Consider the following 18,948-nt stretch of genomic DNA (forward strand, 5'->3'; position numbering starts at 1 on the left):
CTCCTTTCGTCGCCACGATTCTTTGCCGTGACGCTCACGGTCTTAGTAAGCAATTCCCGTGCCAAAACCGCATCTAGCGTTTAATTCGGCTGATTTGAACCTTGTTTTTGGCTGAGATTTCTGCTCGAAAGAGCTGGTCGTAATGCACGAATTCCGCAGTCTGTGGAATTGATCCTTCGTTCCAAATCTGTTCAACGAGCAGGTTGAAAATTGCCTCCACGTTGGTACGCTCGGATTCTGGAACTGGGAGAGTTTCTAATTCTGGAAGCTGAATTCCAACCAGTCCCGATGTCAAGAAGACCAATCCTTCGGGCGCTGTCTGCTTGATGATCCTCAGATTTTCGGCCATACCGATCGTAGCGTTCGGCAATGCTTGGACCGTCAGCAGCATCGATCTGTTGTGATCGTAGATCGCCTTGCCGTCCAAAAGTTCAGCGTAGGTCCGCGCGAGGCCAAGCATAAACTTCAGATAATTGCGATTGACCAGGGGCGCCTCTGAAACAAACGAAATCCGGACAAGAGAATGGCACTCGGAAAGCTGGCTAAGCGCGGCACCATCGACTTCGACGTTGGCATGGAACAGGTCGGGCCGAAACAGGGAGACATTTTTTGAGCGTTTGACCAGCGCAATGTGCAACCGAACGTCCGAGAAGTACAGACCTTCTGCACTCGTCATCCCTTTGAGAGCCATAAGATAGCTCATCACCCGCTCTGAAGGCGGCAGCTTTTCTCCTTCAAAGTAAATCCAAAATTCACTTCTGGCGATGTTGGATTTCTTTTTCTGAGATGATTTCCAGAGTACGAAAGCGGTCAGTCCGGCCAGAAATCCAAAGAAGAAAATGGCCGCGTTTATGGGCCGACCCCGCTCATCCATTTCTCGACAAGCTGGATTTCCACGTCCGTGAGAGTCGCAATGCAGACTGAACAGATGCCAGCTTCGTTGACTTTCGGACCCTTGCAAATAAGGCAGGCATCGGTCCTGACGGCCACACGCACCCAATCACGCCGCGTCAGAGCGTAAGCGATCTGATCGCGAGGCATAGCTTCGGAGTTCCAGCGGTCCATTGGGTCGTCCAATTTTACCGGGTGGTAACCTGCAATAAAACTCATGAAGATCGCTACTTTCAATGTGAATTCGGTCCGGGTCCGGCTGGAGATACTTTTGGACTGGCTTGCGGAGAACGAACCAGACGCTTTGGCCCTTCAAGAAATCAAGTGCGAAAATGACAAATTTCCGACCGAGGCGTTCCTTGAAGTGGGTTATCACGCCGCCGTTTTGGGTCAGAAATCATACAATGGCGTTGCGATTCTTACAAAGGAGCCGCTCAGCCAGGTTCAGTATGGATTTGGTGATCCGACTTGGCCAGAAGATTGCCGAATTCTGAGGGGAACAGTCGGCGGCGTGCGAATCATTAACACGTATGTCCCAAATGGAACGAAGGTTGGCTCGGAGAAGTGGGACTACAAACTCCGGTGGCTAGAAAAGATTGCCGAGCTGATCCACCAAGAGCTTCAGGTGAATCCGAACCTCGTATGGCTAGGAGATATCAATGTCGCTCCGACCGCGGACGACGTGTATGATCACACCCGCCTGCTAGGACAGGTCTGTCATCACCCCGAGGAGTTTTCGCGTCTGGAAAACATCGTCAAGGATCGACTGGTTGATGTTTACCGTGCACAGCATCAAGGGGCGGGGCATTTCACCTATTGGGAACTGTTCATCAAGAGCGCTTTTCCGAGGAATCTTGGCTGGCGAATCGACCACATTTACGCTTCGCCAAGTCTGGCAGAACGCTGTGTAAACACTCACATAGACAAAGGTCCGAGAGCGCTAGAGCGTCCCTCGGACCATACCGTTGTGGTTGCAGAATTCGATCTTTAAGATCGGGGCTCGGTGTTGCTAGGCGCGGGCCGAGCAGCTTCCTCGCGCTTGTCAGCTTCGAGAGCGTCGCTCATGGCCTTCTTGCCTTCTTCGAGACCTTTCTGAAGTTCGCCAACGCCCTTGCCGACACCGCGCATCAGTTGCGGAATCTTCGCGCCGCCAAAGAGAACCAAGATGATCACCAATACGATCATCAGTTCTTGGGCACCTAGGCCAAAGGCGAGTAGGGAAGTTGGATTGAAATTCAACATGATTGGGCTCTTGTACTGATTATACGTTTAAGTCACTCAAAATGACCACCAGATCATCTTGAAGCTGGAGAACCAGCGCCCGCTTTGATTTTTGTCGTCATTTCTCCATCGAGTTGAACGGCCATCCATTCGCGCAGTTCGCCCATCACCATTGGTTCAGTCTTGTCGGTCCGCTTGACATAAGGCTTGGTTCCGTTTTCGGTGCCCTCGCCCTCAAAGAAACTAACGGTGGTGTCGCCACCCTTGATTTCTGCAGGAGCTTTCCCAGCGATTTCCTCATTCATCATCCAAGGATGGATTTTTGTTGCATTAACGCGGCAGCCCCAAACCCCTTCCGGGTCCGAAAAGGTGATGCCATTGTCTGACCCAAAGAACGTCATTCCCTTTTTGGCTTCAGCAACGCCCTTTACAAAATCTGTTTTGAGCTCCTTTTTCCAAGAATCTGCTGTCGGATACTTGCCGTGTTCCTTTACGTAGTCCTTCAAACTTGCATGTAGCACCGCCAATTCGACGGTGCAGCCGAGTACCGGCCCCATCGCTTTGACCCCTTTTTGCAATCCTTGGTATCCCAAGAAGCCCGCGCCGCCACACAATAACAGGCAAAGCAGCGAACAAACAATGAGGATCATGCTCAAGTTTGACTTCGGCTTCGGTTTGGCAAATTCTCCAGACATCGACATGATTTACAAATGATACATTGCATGCAACTCGCTCGTTGCGGTCAAGAATCAAAAGTCTGGGCTAAGATAACAAAATTAGTCGAGTGAATTGGAAAAACTGAATGGGTTTTGAAATTGAATCCGTACTTCAAGCGTCGCAAAACGACACGATCCGAGCGATCCTGCGTGCGCTTGACCTAGCAGGTCCAGGCGAGGCAGAGCATGCCGAGCGGGTCGCTGTCTATGCGGTAGCCACGGGCGAATGCCTTGGTCTCTCGGACGAAGATCTCGTCGATCTTCGGCGCGCTGCACTGCTGCACGATTCCGGCAAGATCGCCATCGACCGCGACCTCCTCAACAAGCTCGGAGAATTGACCGACGACGATATTCGTGCGTTGCAGATGCACGCCGCGATGTGCGACCAAGTACTCGGCGACCTGCCTTGGCTGCAGAACGCGTTGCCGATGATCCGGCATCACCACGAACGATGGGACGGCAAAGGTTATCCAGACGGCCTCAGCCAAGACGCGATCCCGCTGGGTGCGCGCATCATTGGTGTCGCGGAGACATTCGACCATATCGCCTTTGGCTCGTATTACAAGGAGCCAGTCGGGCCTGATGCAGCTCTGAAAATCCTTCAAGAAGAGTGCGGCAAACAGTTTGATGAGCGGGTTGTTCGGGCATTTCTTGAAATCGAACCCCTCGTCCAACCATTAGATGTCTGATTTGAGATGAAAAGTGTAATTGTGATTCCGGCCCGGATGGGCGCAAGCCGTTTTCCTGGAAAGCCACTGGTGGATCTGTTGGGCAAACCAATGGTCCAATGGGTGTATGAAGCCGCTCAGCAGAGCAATGTCGCGGACAAAATCTTGGTCGCGACTCCCGATGCGGAGATCGTTGAAGCAACGCGAGCCTTTGGTGGCGAAGCGGTACTGACCTCGCACGACCATCAAACGGGTACTGACCGAATTGCGGAAGTCGCCTCGCTAGTCGAAGCCGACTTCTACATCAACGTCCAGGGCGACGAACCGCTCATTCAATCGGCGAGCATCGCGGCCTGCGCAAAGCCACTGATGGACGATGCTTCCGTCCAAATGAGTAGCGTTTATTCGTACTGTGATGAATCCGAGTTCGACAATCCGGCCGTGGTAAAGGTCGTGACTGACGAAGCTGGATTTGCGCTCTATTTCAGCCGATTTGCGATTCCTTTTGAGCGCAACCAAAGAATCGAGAAGGTGAAAAAGCACGTTGGGCTTTATGGCTACCGCCGGCAAGCGCTGATGGACTTTGCAACCTGGAAGATGGGTGTGCTGGAAACTGCAGAGAGCCTTGAGCAACTAAGGTTTATGGAGCACGGAATCCGTATCAAGATGTCTGAAGCTGCTGGCACCGAGCTGGCGGTGGATACTCCCGAACAAGCTGACGAAGTTCGGCAAATCTTGGCCTCCAGGCGCTAAGTCGTCCAATGCGAGAAGGTACCTTCTCGTATTACATACCATGGCAATCTCTGAAACCGAAGTTTTGGATGCGCTTCGCGCTGTCCAAGACCCTGATCTTCACCGCGACATCGTCACGCTTGGGTTCGTCAAGGACGTCAAAATTGACGGATCGAGAGTCTCGTTCAACGTCGAATTGACAACACCGGCATGCCCAGTGAAGGAGATTTTGGAGGCGCAATGCATCGAAGCCGTGCGAAAACTTGAAGGAGTTTCGGATGTCGCAGTGACGATGACTGCCCGGGTTCGCACCCGATCTGCTGAGAACGAGGATCTGATTCCAGATGTAAAGCAGGTCATCGCTGTTGCGAGCGGTAAGGGTGGCGTAGGGAAGAGCACGGTTACGCTGAATCTGGCGGTTGCGCTGGCACAATCCGGAGCGAAAGTGGGCCTGATGGATGCGGATGTCTACGGTCCGAGCATCCCAATGATGGCGGGGTGTCATGGCGAATATCCGCTGACGCGTGGCAAGAAAATCGTTCCGATCGAGCGTCACGGAATCAAGATCATGTCGCTGGGATTCCTGTTGGAAGAAGGGCAGAGCGTACTCTGGCGCGGCCCGATGGTCGCGGGAACGGTCAAGCAACTCCTCGCTGATGTCGAATGGGGAGAACTGGACTACCTCATCGTGGATCTTCCTCCGGGAACAGGCGATGCACCGATGTCCCTGGCCCAACTGGCGCCGATTACCGGTGTGGTGATCGTCACCACTCCGCAACCAGTCGCCGCGAGCATCGCAGGCAAGGCGGCGGCACTATTTAGAAGGTTGAATGCGCCCATTCTTGGCGTCGTCGAGAACATGGCCGTGTTTGTCTGCCCAGATAACGGCAAGGAATACCGAATCTTTGGCGGCACCACCGGCGAAGAGCTTTCTCAGACAATCAAGTCACCCTACCTCGGTTCGGTTCCTTTGGATCCTGAAGTGGGGCTGAGTTCTGTCGAAGGATTACCGAGCGTTCTGCATAGACCAGATTCTCCGCAAGCGCACGAATTCAAAGCGATTGCCGAACGGATCGCCGCCCAGGCCAGCATTTTGCAAATGAGCAAAACGGAAACTTCGACGTCTTCTGCGCGTTTTGAACCCGTGAGCTAAACCCTGCAAAAGGTACTATGGTTTGACATTGAAAAGCCAACTTCGATTCTGGTTTGTGGTGCTCTTCGCAGTGATTTCTGCGGTGGGATACGCCATGACCGTTCGAAGTGAAGGCGCGACCGTTTTCATCAACGAATTTCCGGTGTTTGAGCTCAAAACCGGTCAAGACGGTCTGACGAATGTTCAACGGGCCACCAACATCGCGAAGACTTTGAGCGAAAAGGGGCTGAACGCACCGCTAAAGACAACCGCGACTTCCCGCGGAACGTGGATCGAATCTGGCGATGTGCCGGTCGTCAAGATCACTGCGGCAGAGGCCAAAGCGCAAGGCGTTTCAGTCTCTGAACTCGCCGCGACATGGAAATCACGCGTGATTCAAGCGGTCAACCTTCCTGAGTTACAGATTCCGGTCGGTTTCTTGTCGGTGGCTGAGGGCGAGACCAAGTTCCAGCGAGTGTTCGGAAGCGAAGCGCAAGACGCGGAAGTCAGCTCCGATAACCCTGAAATCGTCACGACCGAAAAGGTGATTGGTGGATTCAAATTCACGGCAGTTTCTGGCGGCGAAACCACGATTACGGTGAAGAGCGAGAACAGCAACCTGACGCTGAAAATCAAGGTGTTGCCTTCGGCAGCCCGAATCAATCAGAAGATTGAAGTGACCGTTTACGGCAATCCGGCTTCAGTAGAATCGGTGAGAAGCGCCGTGATTAGCGCCGTGCGAAATGAACTCCAAATGGCTAAGGGCGCAACACTCGAGATCATCGGGATGGAAGTGGCCTCTGTCGGCTCGGGAGTCACGCTTCAAGTTCCGGTTAAGGTCCGAGTAAGGGCACCGGGCACATCAACCTTCGAAGGCCAAGTAGATGTCTGGGTGAAGAATCCTCGAGCACAGCGGCTCGAAGAAAAAGAGCTTTGGTACAGCAACTATCCAGAGTCAGTAAGAATTTTCGGGCCGATCTTTGGCGCAAATTTGGAAGAGGGCAAGCCTGTCCGACTGCTTTTCCATCACATCAATACTTCGCCAGATCCGATGGTTTTGCAAGTGGTCGCGTACAATCCGTCACCTGTGGCCGCATCGGTGATGGTGGTTAAGAGTTCCGCTAAACCGGACGAAGATCCCGTTCGCGCTGGGCTGAGTGCTGGCGAGCAGTTTATCAAGGCGATCATGTATTCACCCGGAGATGTGATCACCATTCCTCCGCGAACAAAAGTGCTGCTGTCGGCATTGCGTCTGGCGCCAAACCAGGTGGGATCGGGTCTTGCTTATCTGTCGCTTCTGCCAAATGGTCCGTCGCAATTGCTCGTCCGAACAGAGACTGTCCGGCCGATCAATCAAGAACCAACCTGGAACGAGGCGAATGATGCGGTAAAGCCGTGGCTCGTCGCAGCGCCAACAACCGTTTTCCGGTCGCCGACCGATCATCCGATCAGCGAACATATTTACGTTAAGCCTTACCGTGATTTGGAGGCGGCATACGATGTTGGCGGCAAATATGCGTTTATCAGGATTGGTCAGTCGCCGATTCCGAGTGTTGACAACCGCACCACCCTCGAAGGGAATTTTGGCGTGATGTACACGGTTATGGCAAAGATCAGGAATCTGACCAACATGGCCAGCCAAGTGGAAATCGCCTACGAAGCCAGTGCGGGCTACTCGGGAGCGCTTTTCGTGATCGATGGCGAACTTCAAACCAAACCCGTTTTGCAGAGCAAAGAGGAACTTCAGGTAAAAGTGCTTCGGCTCGCACCTGGAGAATCGCGCCAAATCAAAATTCAAACAATGCCGCTGTCAGGCTCAAGCTATCCAGCGACTTTGGTTGTGCGTCCTTTGGGGGCGAAGTAATGTCGGATCATCCGTCGTACGAAGAGATTACGAACCTATTCGGGCTCGCCATCCCCGCAATCGATTCGCCTGAGCTCGAAGAAGCCTTGGCCGAATCTGACCTGACCCGCGAAGAAAAAGCCAATCAACTCTTGATGGCGGGCCAACTTGAAAAGGCGATTCAGCAGTTCAAAAAGGTCATCGAAGAATCCGGAGCGAGCCAAGAGAATCTATCCAATCTTGCTGACGCATACCAGTACGGCGATATGCTCCCCCAAGCTTTGCGGCAATACCGTAAGGCGATCAAGGCTGGCGAGAACCGACCTGAACCTCACGTTGGCTTGTCCGAAGTATTTCGAAAGCACGGCAGGTATTCAGACGCTGCTCAGGAACTTGAAAAGGCGATCGACGCCGATCCAGACAACGCTCATCTGCGGTATAAGCTTGCGGAACTTTTGCGCTCGGCCGGATTCCCAGAGCGGGCATTGCGCAATGTCGAAATGGCGGTGATTCTTGCACCAGACGATGCGTTTTATCACACCTGGATGGCCGATTTGCTGATCCAGCTCAAGCGATTTGAACCCGCGGTGGACGCGCTTCGAGCAGCAGTGGAACTCAGCCCCGGCGATGATTACCTCTACATCCGAACTGCTGTCGCATTTTGGGGCGCAGGAAGACGCCAAGATGCCCTGAAAGCCGCGCAATTGGCGGGAGATCTCAATCCAGAAAGGAAAGTCGTCGACGGATTGATGCTCGCGTTTTATGAGACGATCGGCGATCATGCTAACGCTGACATCGTTCGGAAGTCTGCCGCGAAGCTGGACGACTACGATTTATTTGAACTCCAGCGAATGTTACAGGATTGCGGACTGGCCTAAAGGCGGCATAAGCCCCGCATGGGTGCTAAAGCGACGACTTCATTCCTGATTGGAATTCTTGCGTGTATCGCCTTCTCGGTGGCCACCGCCATCAAGATCGACGTTCCAAACACGAAACTCTCATTGACCATTGATGCCAAGTTGACTGAGGACAAGACCTCGGTTGAAGACTTTGGTGACGATTTTGCAGAATACGCGCAGGACGTTTCCCAACATGGATTTGAGACAGCAAACGGAGTCTACGGCACCGTGTTGGCATTCCACCTCAAGAAAGAGCACGAAGAAGTGACCGAAGAATGGTCCGAAATGGCTGCGGAAGGTATCGCTTCGATCGCAAGCGGCGAAGTCAAACTCACGCGCCGCGAATCGGCCAAATTTGGAAGCGCGACCGCACATCTCATCTCGCTTTCGGTCGAGGAATCTGGGAAGACCGTGAATTCACAATTTGTTGTGATCGGCAAAAAGGGCGAGGTCATCGTGATCGCGCTGACTTCGGATTCGGACAACCTCGGGGCGACCAAGGAAGTCGAAGAGATCATCAATACGTTGAGCTATGACGGCCAGAAATGTGCTGATCGTAAGGAAGTCACTGCTAAGCCTGAGTGAGGCTCTGGGTGATGGTTAACATCACGGCGGCAGCGAACAGCAACCGCATCATCGACATCGCCCAAAAGATCTTGGTTCCTCGCTTGAAGTCAAAGTGACTTACGGTGAGGAACCCGCCTGGTAGATACAGCGTTCCGCCAAGAAATACCAGCCCCCAAGCACCCGCCATGCTAAATCTGGCGATAGCAGCCGCAATCACTGCGCAAAGTACGCCGGTGATCATCAGCTCGATTCCGACCTTTCCTACCTTTGGAGATGTTCGCTTCATCCACCCATCATAATGACAGGGCTGATGGATGCTTTGCCTTTTCCGATCACTCAATCTGTGCTTGAACGGCTGGGGATTTCGGCATCTGACTCGCAGTGGGCGGAACTCCAGAAGTTTCATGAACGGCTATACGAAGTCAATTTGCAACGAAATCTCACCCGAATTCCAGAGATCGAAGCAGACGTTCGACACTATGCCGAATCATTGCTCGTGATGGAGTTCTTAGAAGGGAAGGAGTGGCTGGATATCGGCTGCGGCCCCGGATTCCCATCGTTTTTGTTAGCGCTGTTTGCTTCAGATTCGCATATTGCCTCGATCGATTCTAACGGGAAGATGATCGGCTTCCTGCGCGAATGTGGGCTACCCAACAACACGGTTCTCGAAAAGCGGATGGAGGAATGCGGGTTGGTCGAGCAGTTTGATTCTGTGACTGGCAGGGCAGTGGCTCCGCTATCGATCCAGTTGGAACTCAGTGCCCGCGCGGTCAAGATGGGTGGGGTCGTGGTGCCTTTCCGTGTCGAAGGGGAGTCCTTTGACCATGCCGCACTCAAAAAGATTGGGCTTCAATTGGAGCGCGTCGAAACTCGAACTCTTCCTGATAACCGAATGCGCGTCTTCCCGATTTATCGAAAGGTTGCCAGAACACCGCTCACGTTCCCGCGAAATTGGGCGGCGATCAAGAAGAAACCACTGTTCTAATCGCGATAGTCGCCGCGTTGGACACGCGCCGTTTCTCTCTTGGTTTCGCGCTCAGCGATTGCGGTCCGCTTGTCGTAGTCTTTCTTGCCGCGACAGAGTCCGAGCAGCAATTTTGCTCGCCCACGATCGTTAAAGTACACCTTCAGTGGAACGAGCGATAACCCCTTCTCAAGAGACTTGCGTTCCAAAACCGAAATCTCCTTCCGTTTCGCCAGCAGCTTGCGATCCCTGCGACGCTCAGGCAAAAAGTGGTGTGCGTAAGCGTACGGCTCGATGTCCATTTGGTACACCCAGAGTTCGTCGTTTTTCACCCGGCAATAGGAGTCTGTAAGGTTCGCCCTGCCTAAAAATAAGCTCTTCACCTCGCTTCCGCGAAGCTCAATGCCGGTTTCAAGCGTATCTTCCACATGGTAATCAAATGTGGCTCGGCGATTTTGTATGGTTGCCGGACCTTTGGCCGGTTCATTTTTAGCGGATTTCTTGGCCATCGGGGGCGCAAGTGTACCAAAAAGTCCGTAAAAGGTAAAGTGCTACGCATGAAAATCAGTTTCAATTGGATACCAATCTTGGCGCTCCTCGCTGTGGGTTGCAATTCTGCTCCGAGTCAGGATGGGTCCGCAAGTTCGGGTTCTGCATCAACTTCGAGCTCAACCCCAGCATTGCAAACGGAACAGGCTTCAGGTGCCGTTTCAGGAGTTGCCACGCTCAAAGAACTCAAGATCACTGACACAAAACCCGGCAAGGGTGATGCCGCCGCACCCGGCGATTTGCTCGTGATGCTGTACAAGGGAACGCTTCACGGCGGAACAAAGGCAGAGTTCGACGCAAACATGGACGGCTCAAAACCTCCATTCTCGTTCATCCTTGGCGCAGGTAATGTGATCGAAGGTTGGGACAAGGGAATGGTTGGACTCAAGGTCGGTGGTAAGCGCACGCTTGAGATTCCGGCAGCGATGGCTTATGGTGCAGAAGGCCGCCCACCAGCGATTCCAGGCAACTCGGACCTCAAGTTCGAAGTCGAGTTGCTCTATGTTGTCAAGAAAGGTGCCGAAGGCGATTACGACGCAAAGGACACCAAGCCCGGATCTGGACCTGCCGCCAAAACTGGCGACAAGGTCAAGGTTCACTACACGGGGATGTTCTTGAACGGCAAAAAGTTTGACTCCTCTGTTGATCGCGGCCAACCATTCGAGTTCACTCTTGGCAGGGGCGAAGTGATCAAAGGTTGGGACGCGGGAGTCGTAGGAATGCGACCGGGTGGAAAGCGAACACTGATCATTCCACCAGCCATTGCGTATGGCGAAGATGGCCAAGGCCAGGACATTCCGCCCAATTCAGTGTTGAAATTTGAAATCGAGCTACTCGAAATCGTGAAATAGTGCCTCTTATGGCCGATACTTTCCGTAGGAACTAAAAATGTTTAAGAAACTTGGATTTACTGCCGTTTTGGGCTTGGCCCTCTTGTCACCGATGGCCACGAAGCCAGCGGATGCCCAAATCACTGCACAAGGCGGTGGATACTTGCTTCGAATCAAGTACGTGAAAGGGCAGACCATGAAGTACGTCGCGAACATGACGATGGCCCAAATGGGACAGCCGATGCGCATGAATATCGCCAGCAAGGTGTTGGATTACCAAAAGGGAATCGCAACCGTTGAAGCGAAGGTGACCATCTCTGGTGGTCCATCTAAAACCGCACCAAAGCCGAGCACTTCGACGGTCAAGGTCGATACTCGCGGCCGAGTAGTGGGCGGGGATTCTGGAAGCATGGCCGCAACCGGTGGCCCAACTTTGCCAGAAGGACCGGTCAAGATCGGGCAATCTTGGAATGGCACGGTCAAGTCGATGGGCGGCGGCAACGTCAAGGCAACTTACACTCTCGCCGGCGTGAAGTCGGTCGCTGGTAAGCAAGCTGCAGAAATCACTGTGAAGATGAACGGGGACATGGGCGGAAGCAAGATGTCTGGGGCAGGTCGAATGATGTTGATGATGGCGGACGGTAGCCTCCTCAACAGCTCGATCAACATGAACTTTACGGTGCCAAGTCAATCCAGTTCTTCAAAGCCTCAAGTTATGAAGATGTCGATGACGATGCAACGTCAATAATGAGCTCGAGCAAGATCGTTGTAAAAGGATCCTCGTTGGCTGGCTTCAACCAAGCCGTTAGCGAGCATCCTCAAGTTCAAATGTCCGGTGATTCTGATTCACCGGACATTCATTTTGTCCAGGGCAATTGGGCCCGAACCATCCTGATCGATTCCGTCGATTCGGATTGCCGGGGATTGGTCGAACTTATCGACAACAATCCGATGGTCTGCACCGAAGTTTTTGCCTTGCCCGATCCTCTCGGGATTTTGGGCTCGATCGCCGTGGGTCCTTTGGCCCGAGCCGGACTTATCGTCGAGGAACCCGTCCTGATTGGCAATGTGCCCGGTGAGCTGGACAACCTACATCTTTTGCTCGCCGATCTCGGATGGGATGGCGGGGTCGCCTATCAGCAAGAACCAGTGGAGACTGGGAGTGCGTACGCACTGACCGCGTTGGTAAAGGTTGAGACGCAGGCCGCCGAAGGCCAGATCGAACTGCTCTACCGAGAATGCTTCGAGCGGAGTTTCTTTGTGCGTGAGTCCCAGTCAGAAGATTGGGATACGGCTCTGGTTTCGGGAAAGCCGTTCGCCATCTATCGAATCCGTATCACGGAAGGAGACCAGCATAGCATTGTTACCGTGCAAGTACTTTCGGATAAGCATGGGAAGTGCGGTGCTGCGGGTGCAATCCATGCTCTTAACGTGATGGTCGGATTCGAAGAATCCCTTCCGTTTGGAGGCTAGCCAGTTGGAAGAAGACCCTAGAAAGGGGAACGGCTGCCTTTTTATCGGCTCAGGGTGCGCTTGCTTTGCCATGGCCGGGATTGTGATCGTCTTAGGCTTGATCCCGTTCATCATGCCGACGAGCACTCATTTCACTTCACGCTGGGAATGGCTTTTCGGCGGCCTGGGACTAAACATCTGCTTGGCAATCATCCTCATTGCAGTGGGAATTCGCGTCATTTTTCCTCGGCAATAGTAAAGGAACCATGGAATCGGGAGTCGAATAGTATGGTTAGGAGGGAATCATCCCTCTTCTTCTAGGAGATTTTATGCAGCAATACACACCCGACAAAATTCGCAACGTTGCCATTGTAGGTCATGGTGGAGCCGGAAAGACGATGCTGGTGGAGCACATGCTTTACACCGCAGGCGCGACAGAACGCGTAGGTTCCACCGATGCTGGTAACTCACAAGCTGACTTCGATCCGTTGGAGGTCAAGCGGCACGCTTCGATCACTGCGAGCATTTTGCCGATCGAATGGCACGGCCATAAGATCAATCTGATCGACTGTCCAGGTTATCCCGACTTCATCGGAGACCTTCACGGCGTCGCCAGGGTCGTCGAATCCGTGATCTTTGTCTGTGAGGCAAAGCGAGACTTGGACGTCGGATTTGAATTAGCCTGGGAAATCGCAGAACAGCACGGCCTCGCCCGGTGCATTTTTGTCAACAAGCTTGAGCGCGACAACGCCGACTACGAAGGGCTGATGGAGACGCTTCACGAGCGATATGGTCGAAAGATCGTCGGCGTGCAGATTCCAATCGGTCACCAAACCGCATTCTCTGGTGTACTCGACCTCCTGAACATGAAGGTTTACAAAGGCAAAGACCGCGGCGTGGAAATCGAAGAAGTACCCGCCGGATATGCTTCCGAGGCAGAGGAGCGGCGAGAAAAGATGATGGACGCCGCCGCTGAAGGTGACGACGCCCTCGCCGAAAAGTATCTCGAAGGACAAGAGCTTTCTGCTGACGAGATCGAACACGGTTTGCTAGTCGGCACAGAAACTGGCCGAGTTGTGCCTGTGATGGTCGGATCTGCGATGAGTGGAATCGGAATTGCAACCTTGCTCGACCGAATCGTAGGCGAGCTTCCGTCGCCAGTCGAAGTGCCAAAGACGATCGAAGATACTACTTGGGAACCGAATCCCGCCGGACCGATGGCAGCATTTGTATTCAAAACCGCGGCTGACTCCTATGTGGGCAAAATCAACTACGTACGGGTGTTTAGCGGCACGATCAAGCAAGACGCGATGCTCCTGAACACGACCAGTGGTCAGGAAGAAAAAGCCCATAACTTGTTCTATCCGCACGGAAAGGTGCAAGAAGGCGCGATCAGCGTCGTTGCTGGTGATATCTGCGCGATCGCCAAACTCCAAAACACAAAGACCGGCGATACGCTCTCGACCACCAAGGATAAGGTTGTCTTCCCGCACATCGACTTCCCAGAGCCGACTTATCGCGTTGGAATCAAACCGGTTTCCAAAGCGGACGAAGACAAGTTGGGTCCTGCAATCGAGCGACTTTTGGATGAAGATCCAACCCTGCGATATAGCCGAGAGGCAGAATTGCATCAGGAAATCTTGGCCGGACTTGGAGATATTCATATTGACGTCAGCATCGAAAAGTTGAAGTCAAAATTTGGAGTCTCGGTGACAACTGAAGATGCCCGAGTGCCTTACCGCGAAACGATTAAGTCGAGCGCAAAGGCTCAAGGTCGACATAAGCGACAAACGGGTGGCAAGGGCCAGTTTGGTGACTGCTGGCTGAGGCTTGAGCCTGTTCAACGCGGCACTGGATTTGAGTTCGGAAGCGAAGTCGTTGGCGGCTCAATTCCAAAGAACTTCATCCCGGCGATCGAAAAGGGTGTCCGCGAGACCCTTGGCAAAGGGTTCCTTGCTGGTTATCCGGTGGTTGACGTCAAGGCAGTGGTCTACGACGGCTCTTACCACGACGTAGATAGTTCCGAAATGGCCTTCAAGATTGCAGGCTCGCTTGCATTCAAAGCGGCTGCAACACAGGCTAAGCCGGTGATTCTGGAACCAGTCATGGACTTCGAAATTGAAGTGCCTGACGACTGCGTCGGTGAAGTCGTCGGTGACCTCAACGGTCGGCGGGGTCATATGCAAGGCATGGACAATCTTCCCGGAGGGCGCACCGTCGTGAAGGCAATGGTGCCGATGGCCACAACGATGAGATATGCTCTGGAACTTCGGTCAATCACCAAAGGTCGCGGTCGATTCCGAGCAAGGCTCAGCGATTATTACGAGCTCCCAGCAGTGGAGTCTCAAGCACTGATCACCGCATACGAGAAAACTCGCACAGATCACGAAGAAGAACATTAGTTCTCAGTTGAGGGAACATTCGACAAGGCTCTTTGCAGTAAATTGAAACTGTGAGGAGCCTTGTTTTTATTGCCGCATTGTCGGCTTCATTTGCGTTCGCAAAACCTCTCCCAGATCAAGACGGTATCTCGTTTGAACGACTCAACAGCTACCCGGTTCTGCATGGTCGCAGTCCCGCCGGAGCTACGATGTCGCCAGATGGTAGCCGCATTGTCTTCGCCTGGAACAAAACTGGAGAGCGGATGCGCGACTTGTACTTGATGGATTACCCGTCCGGCAAGATCAATTTGATCGCTGCCGCTTCCAAGATCGATCGCCTTTTGAACCAAGACGATGCCCGAACGGACGAGCAAAAGAAGGATCAAGAGAAGTACGACGGGGGATTCGGCGGTGGTGCCGTATGGAGTCCGGACAGCAAAGAATTCTTGCTCGGATACCGCGGAAGGACATGGATTTTTAACCGAGAAGGAAAGCAGATTAAGCCTCTGTTTGACGGCTCCTTTGATGCCAGCAATATTCAATATTCGCCGGATGGTAAGTATCTTTGCTTCCTGTCGAATTCGAACGTCTGGCGCATGGATCGTCGGTCCGGAGCTCTGAAACAACTCACCTTTGTCACTCGCGGCGAGACTGCTGTGGGCAATTTCGCGATAAGTCCAGACAGCAAGACGGTGGCAATCAACTGGAGCGCGTTCGGCGCCTACGGCAGCCACATCATGATGGACTTCACGCGCGAGCGGAGCGTCGTTCGGCCGATCTCACGAATGTGGAACGGCAATGTCGAGTCCATGAACGAGCGATACGGTTTTGTGTCGATTGATGGCGGGTTGATCAAGTTCATTGATTCGATTCCAAGACAAATCTGGGGACTTGGATCGCGCGGTGCCGGCTGGAGTTGGGCACCAGACAGCTCAGGTTTCTTGGTCGGCTGGAAGTCTGAAGACCACAAGGAATGGACTTTGAGCTATATCAGCCGTTCATCCGGTAAGGAATTCCCGATCCTGCACGAGGTTGCGCCAAAGAACTACATCAACAACTGGCGTCCGTTTGAATGGACGCGGGATTCAAGTTCTGTGCTTGTCGGGACAGACATCTGGGAAGGCAAGTTCACCAATCGATACATTTTGAAAATCGATAAGAGCGGGAAAAATCCGACTCCGTACTTCAAGAAGGATTACGACGTGGCCAGCTTGCAGCGACCGAAGGATAGCGATTCCATCATCATGGCTACCCAGAGCCGCGATGGATTGATGGGTGAAATCACGGTCCTCGACAACAAGGGTGTCGCGAAGCAGTACATGCCAATCGAGTTCGGCTGGAATACGCCAACCGAATTTGAGGAATCCGGCGATGTGCTCGCTAGTTATGATGGACGATCGATCGTTACTCTGGCAAACGAGTACAAAACCAACCCAGAGCTTTACGGCATCTTGCCGGAAGTTAAGCGGATGACGGTGAGCCAATTGCCCGAATTCTCCAAGATCACTTGGGTGAAACCAAGGATCGTGCACATTCCTGGGCCAGAAGGATCAACGATCCATGCATCGATGTATTTGCCGCCGGACTACCAGCCAGGAAAGCGTTATCCTGTGATCCTCCACAACATGTACGCTAACAGCGGCAAGCTGTCCTGGGGCGGATATCAAGCCAACTACATGGCAAAGCTCGGCATCATTGTGATGTGCGTAGACTTCCGAGCCAGCTGGGGTTACGGCGGTGAGTTCAACAGCGGCTACTACCAGCGAATGGGCTTGATCGATAGCGAGGAAGCGGTCGCCGTCAAGCGATACCTCGTGAAGGAAGGATTCGCCGATGAAAAGCGTGTAGGCGTTTGGGGTTGGAGCTACGGCGGATTCTTAACCTGTATGATCCTAATGACGCAGCCAGGCGAATTCAAGACTGGGGTCGCGGTGGCTAGCCCAACGGAGTGGAAGAACTACAATCACTGGTACACAAGGCAACGGCTTGGACTAGCCAGTAAGGATAAGGCTGTCTTCGACAAGACTTCGCCATACACCTACGCCGATAAACTCCAAGATGATTTGTTGCTCGTGCACGGAATGCTCGACGACAACGTGCTGTTCCAAGACAGCGTGCGACTGAGTATGAAGTTGATCGACCTTGGGAAGAACTTTGAGATGTTCTATTATCCGCGGGACGATCACAGTATCGGACTGGATGAGACGCGAAAGCACGTCCAGCGCCTCATTGTTCAGCACATTTACGATCAGTTAGGAGATTAGTTCTTAACTGCGAGCTCGATAAGGTTGCGCGGGGGCATGAATTTCACGTCCTCGCGCACTGTTTCGAGAATGGAAATCGGCACCTTTGAATCTGGCCCCATCAATGCGCCGATGATGTCTTCAACCAAACTTTCCGGCGTCGACGCACCGCTAGTGATTCCGACCTTTTTGTACTTCGACTTCCACGCGGGATCCACTTCAGAAGGCGACATTAGGAGATAGGCATCTGCGCCGTTGGCTTCAGCGACTTCTCGCAGTCGATTTGAATTGCTGCTCATTTTGCTGCCAACCACTAGGACCAAATCGCACTGGTAAGCGAGTTCTTTGACCGCCACCTGACGGTTTGTCGTGGCGTAGCAAATGTCTTCTTTGCTAGGAGTTTCGAGGTGGGGATACTTCGCCTTCAGAGCCGACATGGTGAGGGTAACTTCGTCAACACTCAGTGTCGTTTGAGTTAATACTGCAAGCTTGTCGTAGTGCGGGATTTCGAGCTTTTCGACGTCCTCTGGAGTTTCAACTAGCACCATTCGGCCAGGAGCTTCTCCCATCGTGCCTTCGGCTTCGACGTGCCCTTCGTGCCCGATGTAGATAAAGAAAAAGTCCTTTGCGGCGTATCGCTTGGCCTCGTTGTGGACCTTTGTAACGAGAGGACAAGTGGCGTCGATGACTTGCAATCCGCGAGCGTTGGCATCGGCGCGAACTTGGGGCGAAACACCATGCGCGGAATAAACCACCGGCATGCCCTCGGGAATCTCGTTGACATCTTCAACAAAGATCACGCCCCTCTGTTCGAAGCTCTTCACGACGAATTCGTTATGGACAATCGCATGTCGAACGTAAAGTGGCGCGCCATGAATCTGTAATGCAAGCTCGACGACCTCAATAGCGTAGGCGACACCGGCGCAAAAACCTCTGGGCGCAGCAAGAACGATTTGGTCCACGTGCTTATTCTACGCTCCCGGAAGCATCCTGTTCGCCTTGGGAGAATGTCATCGAGATTCCTGCTTCAGCAGCGATGTGAGGAATCGGTGGGCACTTCTTGGCGATGGTCACGGTGAGAATTTTGACGAGAGGGAAGTCCTGGATCAGTGCCGTCCCGACGCGATGGCAAACATGCTCCATCAGTCGATGCTTGCTTTCCGTTGCTGTTCGCACAGCCAAATCAGCCACCGCGCCATAGTCCACGGTGTCCGTCAGTTGATCGGTGACGGAAGAATTGCCACCCACTCGCAATTCCAACTGCATGACGTATCGATGGCCGATTGCTTGCTCTTCGTCCGAGAATCCGTGATAAGCGTAAAACTCAAGATCCTTGATGAAGAGCCGGTGGGTGAGCGCAGACATTCCAGCTAAGGATTATTGCGCAAATGCGCCGACGCCCTTTTTGTCGCCTTTCTTCTTAGAGACTTCGCCATAAAACGTCTCGTCCATCACGGTCTGCTTGTAATCTGTGGTCACGTATTTTGCGTTGACTTCGACCTTGTCATTGTCATAAATGCGAACTCGGACGTAATTGAAAACGAATCCGTAGCGGGCACTGGAAATGAGGTGAGTTTCGCTGCTGACAACGTAGGCGTTTTCGTTTCGAACCACGCCCTTTTCAAAGAACTCCCAAGGTTCGAGGGTCATCCCGCCAATCGCTTTTGGAGATTCCACCACTTCGTTGTCGACCTTAAGTTGCATTTGGCCGTAGTCCAGAACTAGGTTGACCTTGCCGCCGGCCTTGAGGTGGTTCATGATCGCACCAAACGAAGTCAATTGCTTTGGACCGGCAAGAGCGAACGATGCCAAAAGCGCGATGCCGAGGATAGCGATGAACTTTTTCATGATCCTGATAGT

22 protein-coding genes are annotated in these 18,948 nt (G+C 53.0%); 13 read left to right on the forward strand and 9 right to left on the reverse strand.

The features are described from left to right. Positions 1 to 73: 73 nt before the first annotated feature. Both J0L72_03565 and J0L72_03570 read right to left on the reverse strand, forming a co-directional pair. The gene (locus J0L72_03565; GenBank protein ID MBN8689854.1) at positions 74 to 874 is read right to left on the reverse strand and encodes a hypothetical protein; all 801 of its coding nucleotides are present in this window, start codon (positions 872 to 874) and stop codon (positions 74 to 76) included. After that, positions 850 to 1,110, reverse strand: a complete 261-nt coding sequence (locus tag J0L72_03570; protein ID MBN8689855.1) for a hypothetical protein — start codon at positions 1,108 to 1,110, stop codon at positions 850 to 852. The genes J0L72_03565 and J0L72_03570 overlap by 25 nt, the downstream gene beginning before the upstream one ends. Between J0L72_03570 and xth the strand changes: the two genes are divergently transcribed. Beyond that, positions 1,109 to 1,882 (forward strand): exodeoxyribonuclease III, encoded by a 774-nt coding sequence (gene xth, locus J0L72_03575; protein MBN8689856.1) that lies wholly within the window; start codon positions 1,109 to 1,111, stop codon positions 1,880 to 1,882. The genes J0L72_03570 and xth overlap by 2 nt on opposite strands. On the opposite strand, the gene J0L72_03580 is transcribed toward xth, so the two are convergent. Together J0L72_03580 and J0L72_03585 are read right to left on the reverse strand one after the other, a co-directional pair. Next, the gene (locus J0L72_03580; GenBank protein ID MBN8689857.1) at positions 1,879 to 2,133 is read right to left on the reverse strand and encodes a twin-arginine translocase TatA/TatE family subunit; all 255 of its coding nucleotides are present in this window, start codon (positions 2,131 to 2,133) and stop codon (positions 1,879 to 1,881) included. The two genes, xth and J0L72_03580, sit on opposite strands and share 4 nt — an antisense overlap. Positions 2,134 to 2,186: 53 nt before the next feature. Beyond that, positions 2,187 to 2,807, reverse strand: a complete 621-nt coding sequence (locus tag J0L72_03585) for a hypothetical protein (GenBank protein MBN8689858.1) — start codon at positions 2,805 to 2,807, stop codon at positions 2,187 to 2,189. A 107-nt stretch (positions 2,808 to 2,914) separates the two neighbouring features. Between J0L72_03585 and J0L72_03590 the strand changes: the two genes are divergently transcribed. The 6 genes from J0L72_03590 to J0L72_03615 are packed head-to-tail and all read left to right on the forward strand — an operon-like array spanning position 2,915 to position 8,687. Further along, positions 2,915 to 3,517, forward strand: coding sequence for an HD domain-containing protein (locus J0L72_03590; protein ID MBN8689859.1), 603 nt, complete (start codon positions 2,915 to 2,917; stop codon positions 3,515 to 3,517). A gap of 6 nt (positions 3,518 to 3,523) precedes the next feature. Further along, entirely contained in the window at positions 3,524 to 4,249 is a 726-nt protein-coding gene (kdsB, locus tag J0L72_03595; GenBank protein ID MBN8689860.1) for a 3-deoxy-manno-octulosonate cytidylyltransferase, read from the forward strand. A 40-nt stretch (positions 4,250 to 4,289) separates the two neighbouring features. Further along, a complete protein-coding gene (locus J0L72_03600; protein MBN8689861.1) occupies positions 4,290 to 5,381 on the forward strand; it encodes an Mrp/NBP35 family ATP-binding protein in 1,092 nt (363 codons plus the stop codon). A gap of 28 nt (positions 5,382 to 5,409) precedes the next feature. Beyond that, a complete protein-coding gene (locus J0L72_03605) occupies positions 5,410 to 7,224 on the forward strand; it encodes a hypothetical protein (protein MBN8689862.1) in 1,815 nt (604 codons plus the stop codon). Then, positions 7,224 to 8,081, forward strand: a complete 858-nt coding sequence (locus J0L72_03610) for a tetratricopeptide repeat protein (GenBank protein ID MBN8689863.1) — start codon at positions 7,224 to 7,226, stop codon at positions 8,079 to 8,081. The genes J0L72_03605 and J0L72_03610 overlap by 1 nt, the downstream gene beginning before the upstream one ends. 18 nt (positions 8,082 to 8,099) lie before the next feature. Then, positions 8,100 to 8,687, forward strand: coding sequence for a hypothetical protein (locus J0L72_03615; protein MBN8689864.1), 588 nt, complete (start codon positions 8,100 to 8,102; stop codon positions 8,685 to 8,687). On the opposite strand, the gene J0L72_03620 is transcribed toward J0L72_03615, so the two are convergent. Beyond that, positions 8,674 to 8,955, reverse strand: coding sequence for a hypothetical protein (locus J0L72_03620; protein MBN8689865.1), 282 nt, complete (start codon positions 8,953 to 8,955; stop codon positions 8,674 to 8,676). The two genes, J0L72_03615 and J0L72_03620, sit on opposite strands and share 14 nt — an antisense overlap. A 24-nt stretch (positions 8,956 to 8,979) precedes the next feature. On the opposite strand from J0L72_03620, the gene J0L72_03625 reads away from it, so the two are divergent. Then, complete coding sequence (locus J0L72_03625; GenBank protein MBN8689866.1) at positions 8,980 to 9,654, forward strand: class I SAM-dependent methyltransferase; 675 nt, start codon at positions 8,980 to 8,982, stop codon at positions 9,652 to 9,654. Here the strand turns inward: J0L72_03625 and smpB are convergent. Beyond that, on the reverse strand, positions 9,651 to 10,142 hold the full coding sequence (gene smpB / locus J0L72_03630) for an SsrA-binding protein SmpB (protein ID MBN8689867.1): 492 nt from the start codon (positions 10,140 to 10,142) through the stop codon (positions 9,651 to 9,653). The two genes, J0L72_03625 and smpB, sit on opposite strands and share 4 nt — an antisense overlap. Positions 10,143 to 10,190: 48 nt before the next feature. On the opposite strand from smpB, the gene J0L72_03635 reads away from it, so the two are divergent. From J0L72_03635 to J0L72_03655, 5 genes are all read left to right on the forward strand, one after another. Further along, positions 10,191 to 11,033, forward strand: coding sequence for an FKBP-type peptidyl-prolyl cis-trans isomerase (locus tag J0L72_03635; GenBank protein MBN8689868.1), 843 nt, complete (start codon positions 10,191 to 10,193; stop codon positions 11,031 to 11,033). Between the two features lie 37 nt (positions 11,034 to 11,070). Then, on the forward strand, positions 11,071 to 11,760 hold the full coding sequence (locus tag J0L72_03640; GenBank protein MBN8689869.1) for a hypothetical protein: 690 nt from the start codon (positions 11,071 to 11,073) through the stop codon (positions 11,758 to 11,760). Beyond that, positions 11,760 to 12,485, forward strand: coding sequence for a hypothetical protein (locus tag J0L72_03645; protein MBN8689870.1), 726 nt, complete (start codon positions 11,760 to 11,762; stop codon positions 12,483 to 12,485). The genes J0L72_03640 and J0L72_03645 overlap by 1 nt, the downstream gene beginning before the upstream one ends. Positions 12,486 to 12,793: 308 nt before the next feature. Further along, positions 12,794 to 14,866: an elongation factor G gene (locus tag J0L72_03650; protein MBN8689871.1), complete on the forward strand. Its 2,073-nt coding sequence runs from the start codon at positions 12,794 to 12,796 to the stop codon at positions 14,864 to 14,866. A gap of 50 nt (positions 14,867 to 14,916) precedes the next feature. After that, the gene (locus J0L72_03655) at positions 14,917 to 17,109 is read left to right on the forward strand and encodes a prolyl oligopeptidase family serine peptidase (protein MBN8689872.1); all 2,193 of its coding nucleotides are present in this window, start codon (positions 14,917 to 14,919) and stop codon (positions 17,107 to 17,109) included. On the opposite strand, the gene ispH is transcribed toward J0L72_03655, so the two are convergent. From ispH to J0L72_03670, 3 genes are read right to left on the reverse strand one after another with little or no spacing between them, the layout of a single operon-like run. Next, positions 17,106 to 18,050 carry a 4-hydroxy-3-methylbut-2-enyl diphosphate reductase gene (gene ispH / locus J0L72_03660; GenBank protein ID MBN8689873.1) on the reverse strand — a complete coding sequence of 315 codons (945 nt, stop codon included), beginning with the start codon at positions 18,048 to 18,050 and terminating at the stop codon, positions 17,106 to 17,108. The genes J0L72_03655 and ispH overlap by 4 nt on opposite strands. Positions 18,051 to 18,054: 4 nt before the next feature. After that, positions 18,055 to 18,453, reverse strand: coding sequence for a dihydroneopterin aldolase (gene folB, locus J0L72_03665; GenBank protein ID MBN8689874.1), 399 nt, complete (start codon positions 18,451 to 18,453; stop codon positions 18,055 to 18,057). 12 nt (positions 18,454 to 18,465) lie between these two features. Beyond that, the gene (locus J0L72_03670) at positions 18,466 to 18,936 is read right to left on the reverse strand and encodes a hypothetical protein (GenBank protein ID MBN8689875.1); all 471 of its coding nucleotides are present in this window, start codon (positions 18,934 to 18,936) and stop codon (positions 18,466 to 18,468) included. Positions 18,937 to 18,948: the final 12 nt, after the last annotated feature.

The organism is Armatimonadota bacterium, assembly GCA_017303935.1.
Lineage (GTDB): Bacteria > Armatimonadota > Fimbriimonadia > Fimbriimonadales > Fimbriimonadaceae > JAFLBD01.

What these genes read in the sequence shown, in the direction of transcription:
- J0L72_03640 (MBN8689869.1), top strand. Translation starts at nt 11,071, where the DNA reads ATGTTTAAGAAACTTGGATTTACTGCCGTTTTGGGCTTGGCCCTCTTG.
- J0L72_03615 (MBN8689864.1), top strand. Translation starts at nt 8,100, where the DNA reads ATGGGTGCTAAAGCGACGACTTCATTCCTGATTGGAATTCTTGCGTGT.
- J0L72_03650 (MBN8689871.1), top strand. Translation starts at nt 12,794, where the DNA reads ATGCAGCAATACACACCCGACAAAATTCGCAACGTTGCCATTGTAGGT.
- J0L72_03620 (MBN8689865.1), bottom strand. Translation starts at nt 8,955, where the DNA reads ATGAAGCGAACATCTCCAAAGGTAGGAAAGGTCGGAATCGAGCTGATG.
- J0L72_03625 (MBN8689866.1), top strand. Translation starts at nt 8,980, where the DNA reads ATGGATGCTTTGCCTTTTCCGATCACTCAATCTGTGCTTGAACGGCTG.
- J0L72_03610 (MBN8689863.1), top strand. Translation starts at nt 7,224, where the DNA reads ATGTCGGATCATCCGTCGTACGAAGAGATTACGAACCTATTCGGGCTC.
- xth (MBN8689856.1), top strand. Translation starts at nt 1,109, where the DNA reads ATGAAGATCGCTACTTTCAATGTGAATTCGGTCCGGGTCCGGCTGGAG.
- J0L72_03570 (MBN8689855.1), bottom strand. Translation starts at nt 1,110, where the DNA reads ATGAGTTTTATTGCAGGTTACCACCCGGTAAAATTGGACGACCCAATG.
- J0L72_03600 (MBN8689861.1), top strand. Translation starts at nt 4,290, where the DNA reads ATGGCAATCTCTGAAACCGAAGTTTTGGATGCGCTTCGCGCTGTCCAA.
- J0L72_03585 (MBN8689858.1), bottom strand. Translation starts at nt 2,807, where the DNA reads ATGTCTGGAGAATTTGCCAAACCGAAGCCGAAGTCAAACTTGAGCATG.
- smpB (MBN8689867.1), bottom strand. Translation starts at nt 10,142, where the DNA reads ATGGCCAAGAAATCCGCTAAAAATGAACCGGCCAAAGGTCCGGCAACC.
- J0L72_03670 (MBN8689875.1), bottom strand. Translation starts at nt 18,936, where the DNA reads ATGAAAAAGTTCATCGCTATCCTCGGCATCGCGCTTTTGGCATCGTTC.
- J0L72_03645 (MBN8689870.1), top strand. Translation starts at nt 11,760, where the DNA reads ATGAGCTCGAGCAAGATCGTTGTAAAAGGATCCTCGTTGGCTGGCTTC.
- J0L72_03565 (MBN8689854.1), bottom strand. Translation starts at nt 874, where the DNA reads ATGGATGAGCGGGGTCGGCCCATAAACGCGGCCATTTTCTTCTTTGGA.
- J0L72_03590 (MBN8689859.1), top strand. Translation starts at nt 2,915, where the DNA reads ATGGGTTTTGAAATTGAATCCGTACTTCAAGCGTCGCAAAACGACACG.
- folB (MBN8689874.1), bottom strand. Translation starts at nt 18,453, where the DNA reads ATGTCTGCGCTCACCCACCGGCTCTTCATCAAGGATCTTGAGTTTTAC.
- J0L72_03580 (MBN8689857.1), bottom strand. Translation starts at nt 2,133, where the DNA reads ATGTTGAATTTCAATCCAACTTCCCTACTCGCCTTTGGCCTAGGTGCC.
- kdsB (MBN8689860.1), top strand. Translation starts at nt 3,524, where the DNA reads ATGAAAAGTGTAATTGTGATTCCGGCCCGGATGGGCGCAAGCCGTTTT.
- J0L72_03635 (MBN8689868.1), top strand. Translation starts at nt 10,191, where the DNA reads ATGAAAATCAGTTTCAATTGGATACCAATCTTGGCGCTCCTCGCTGTG.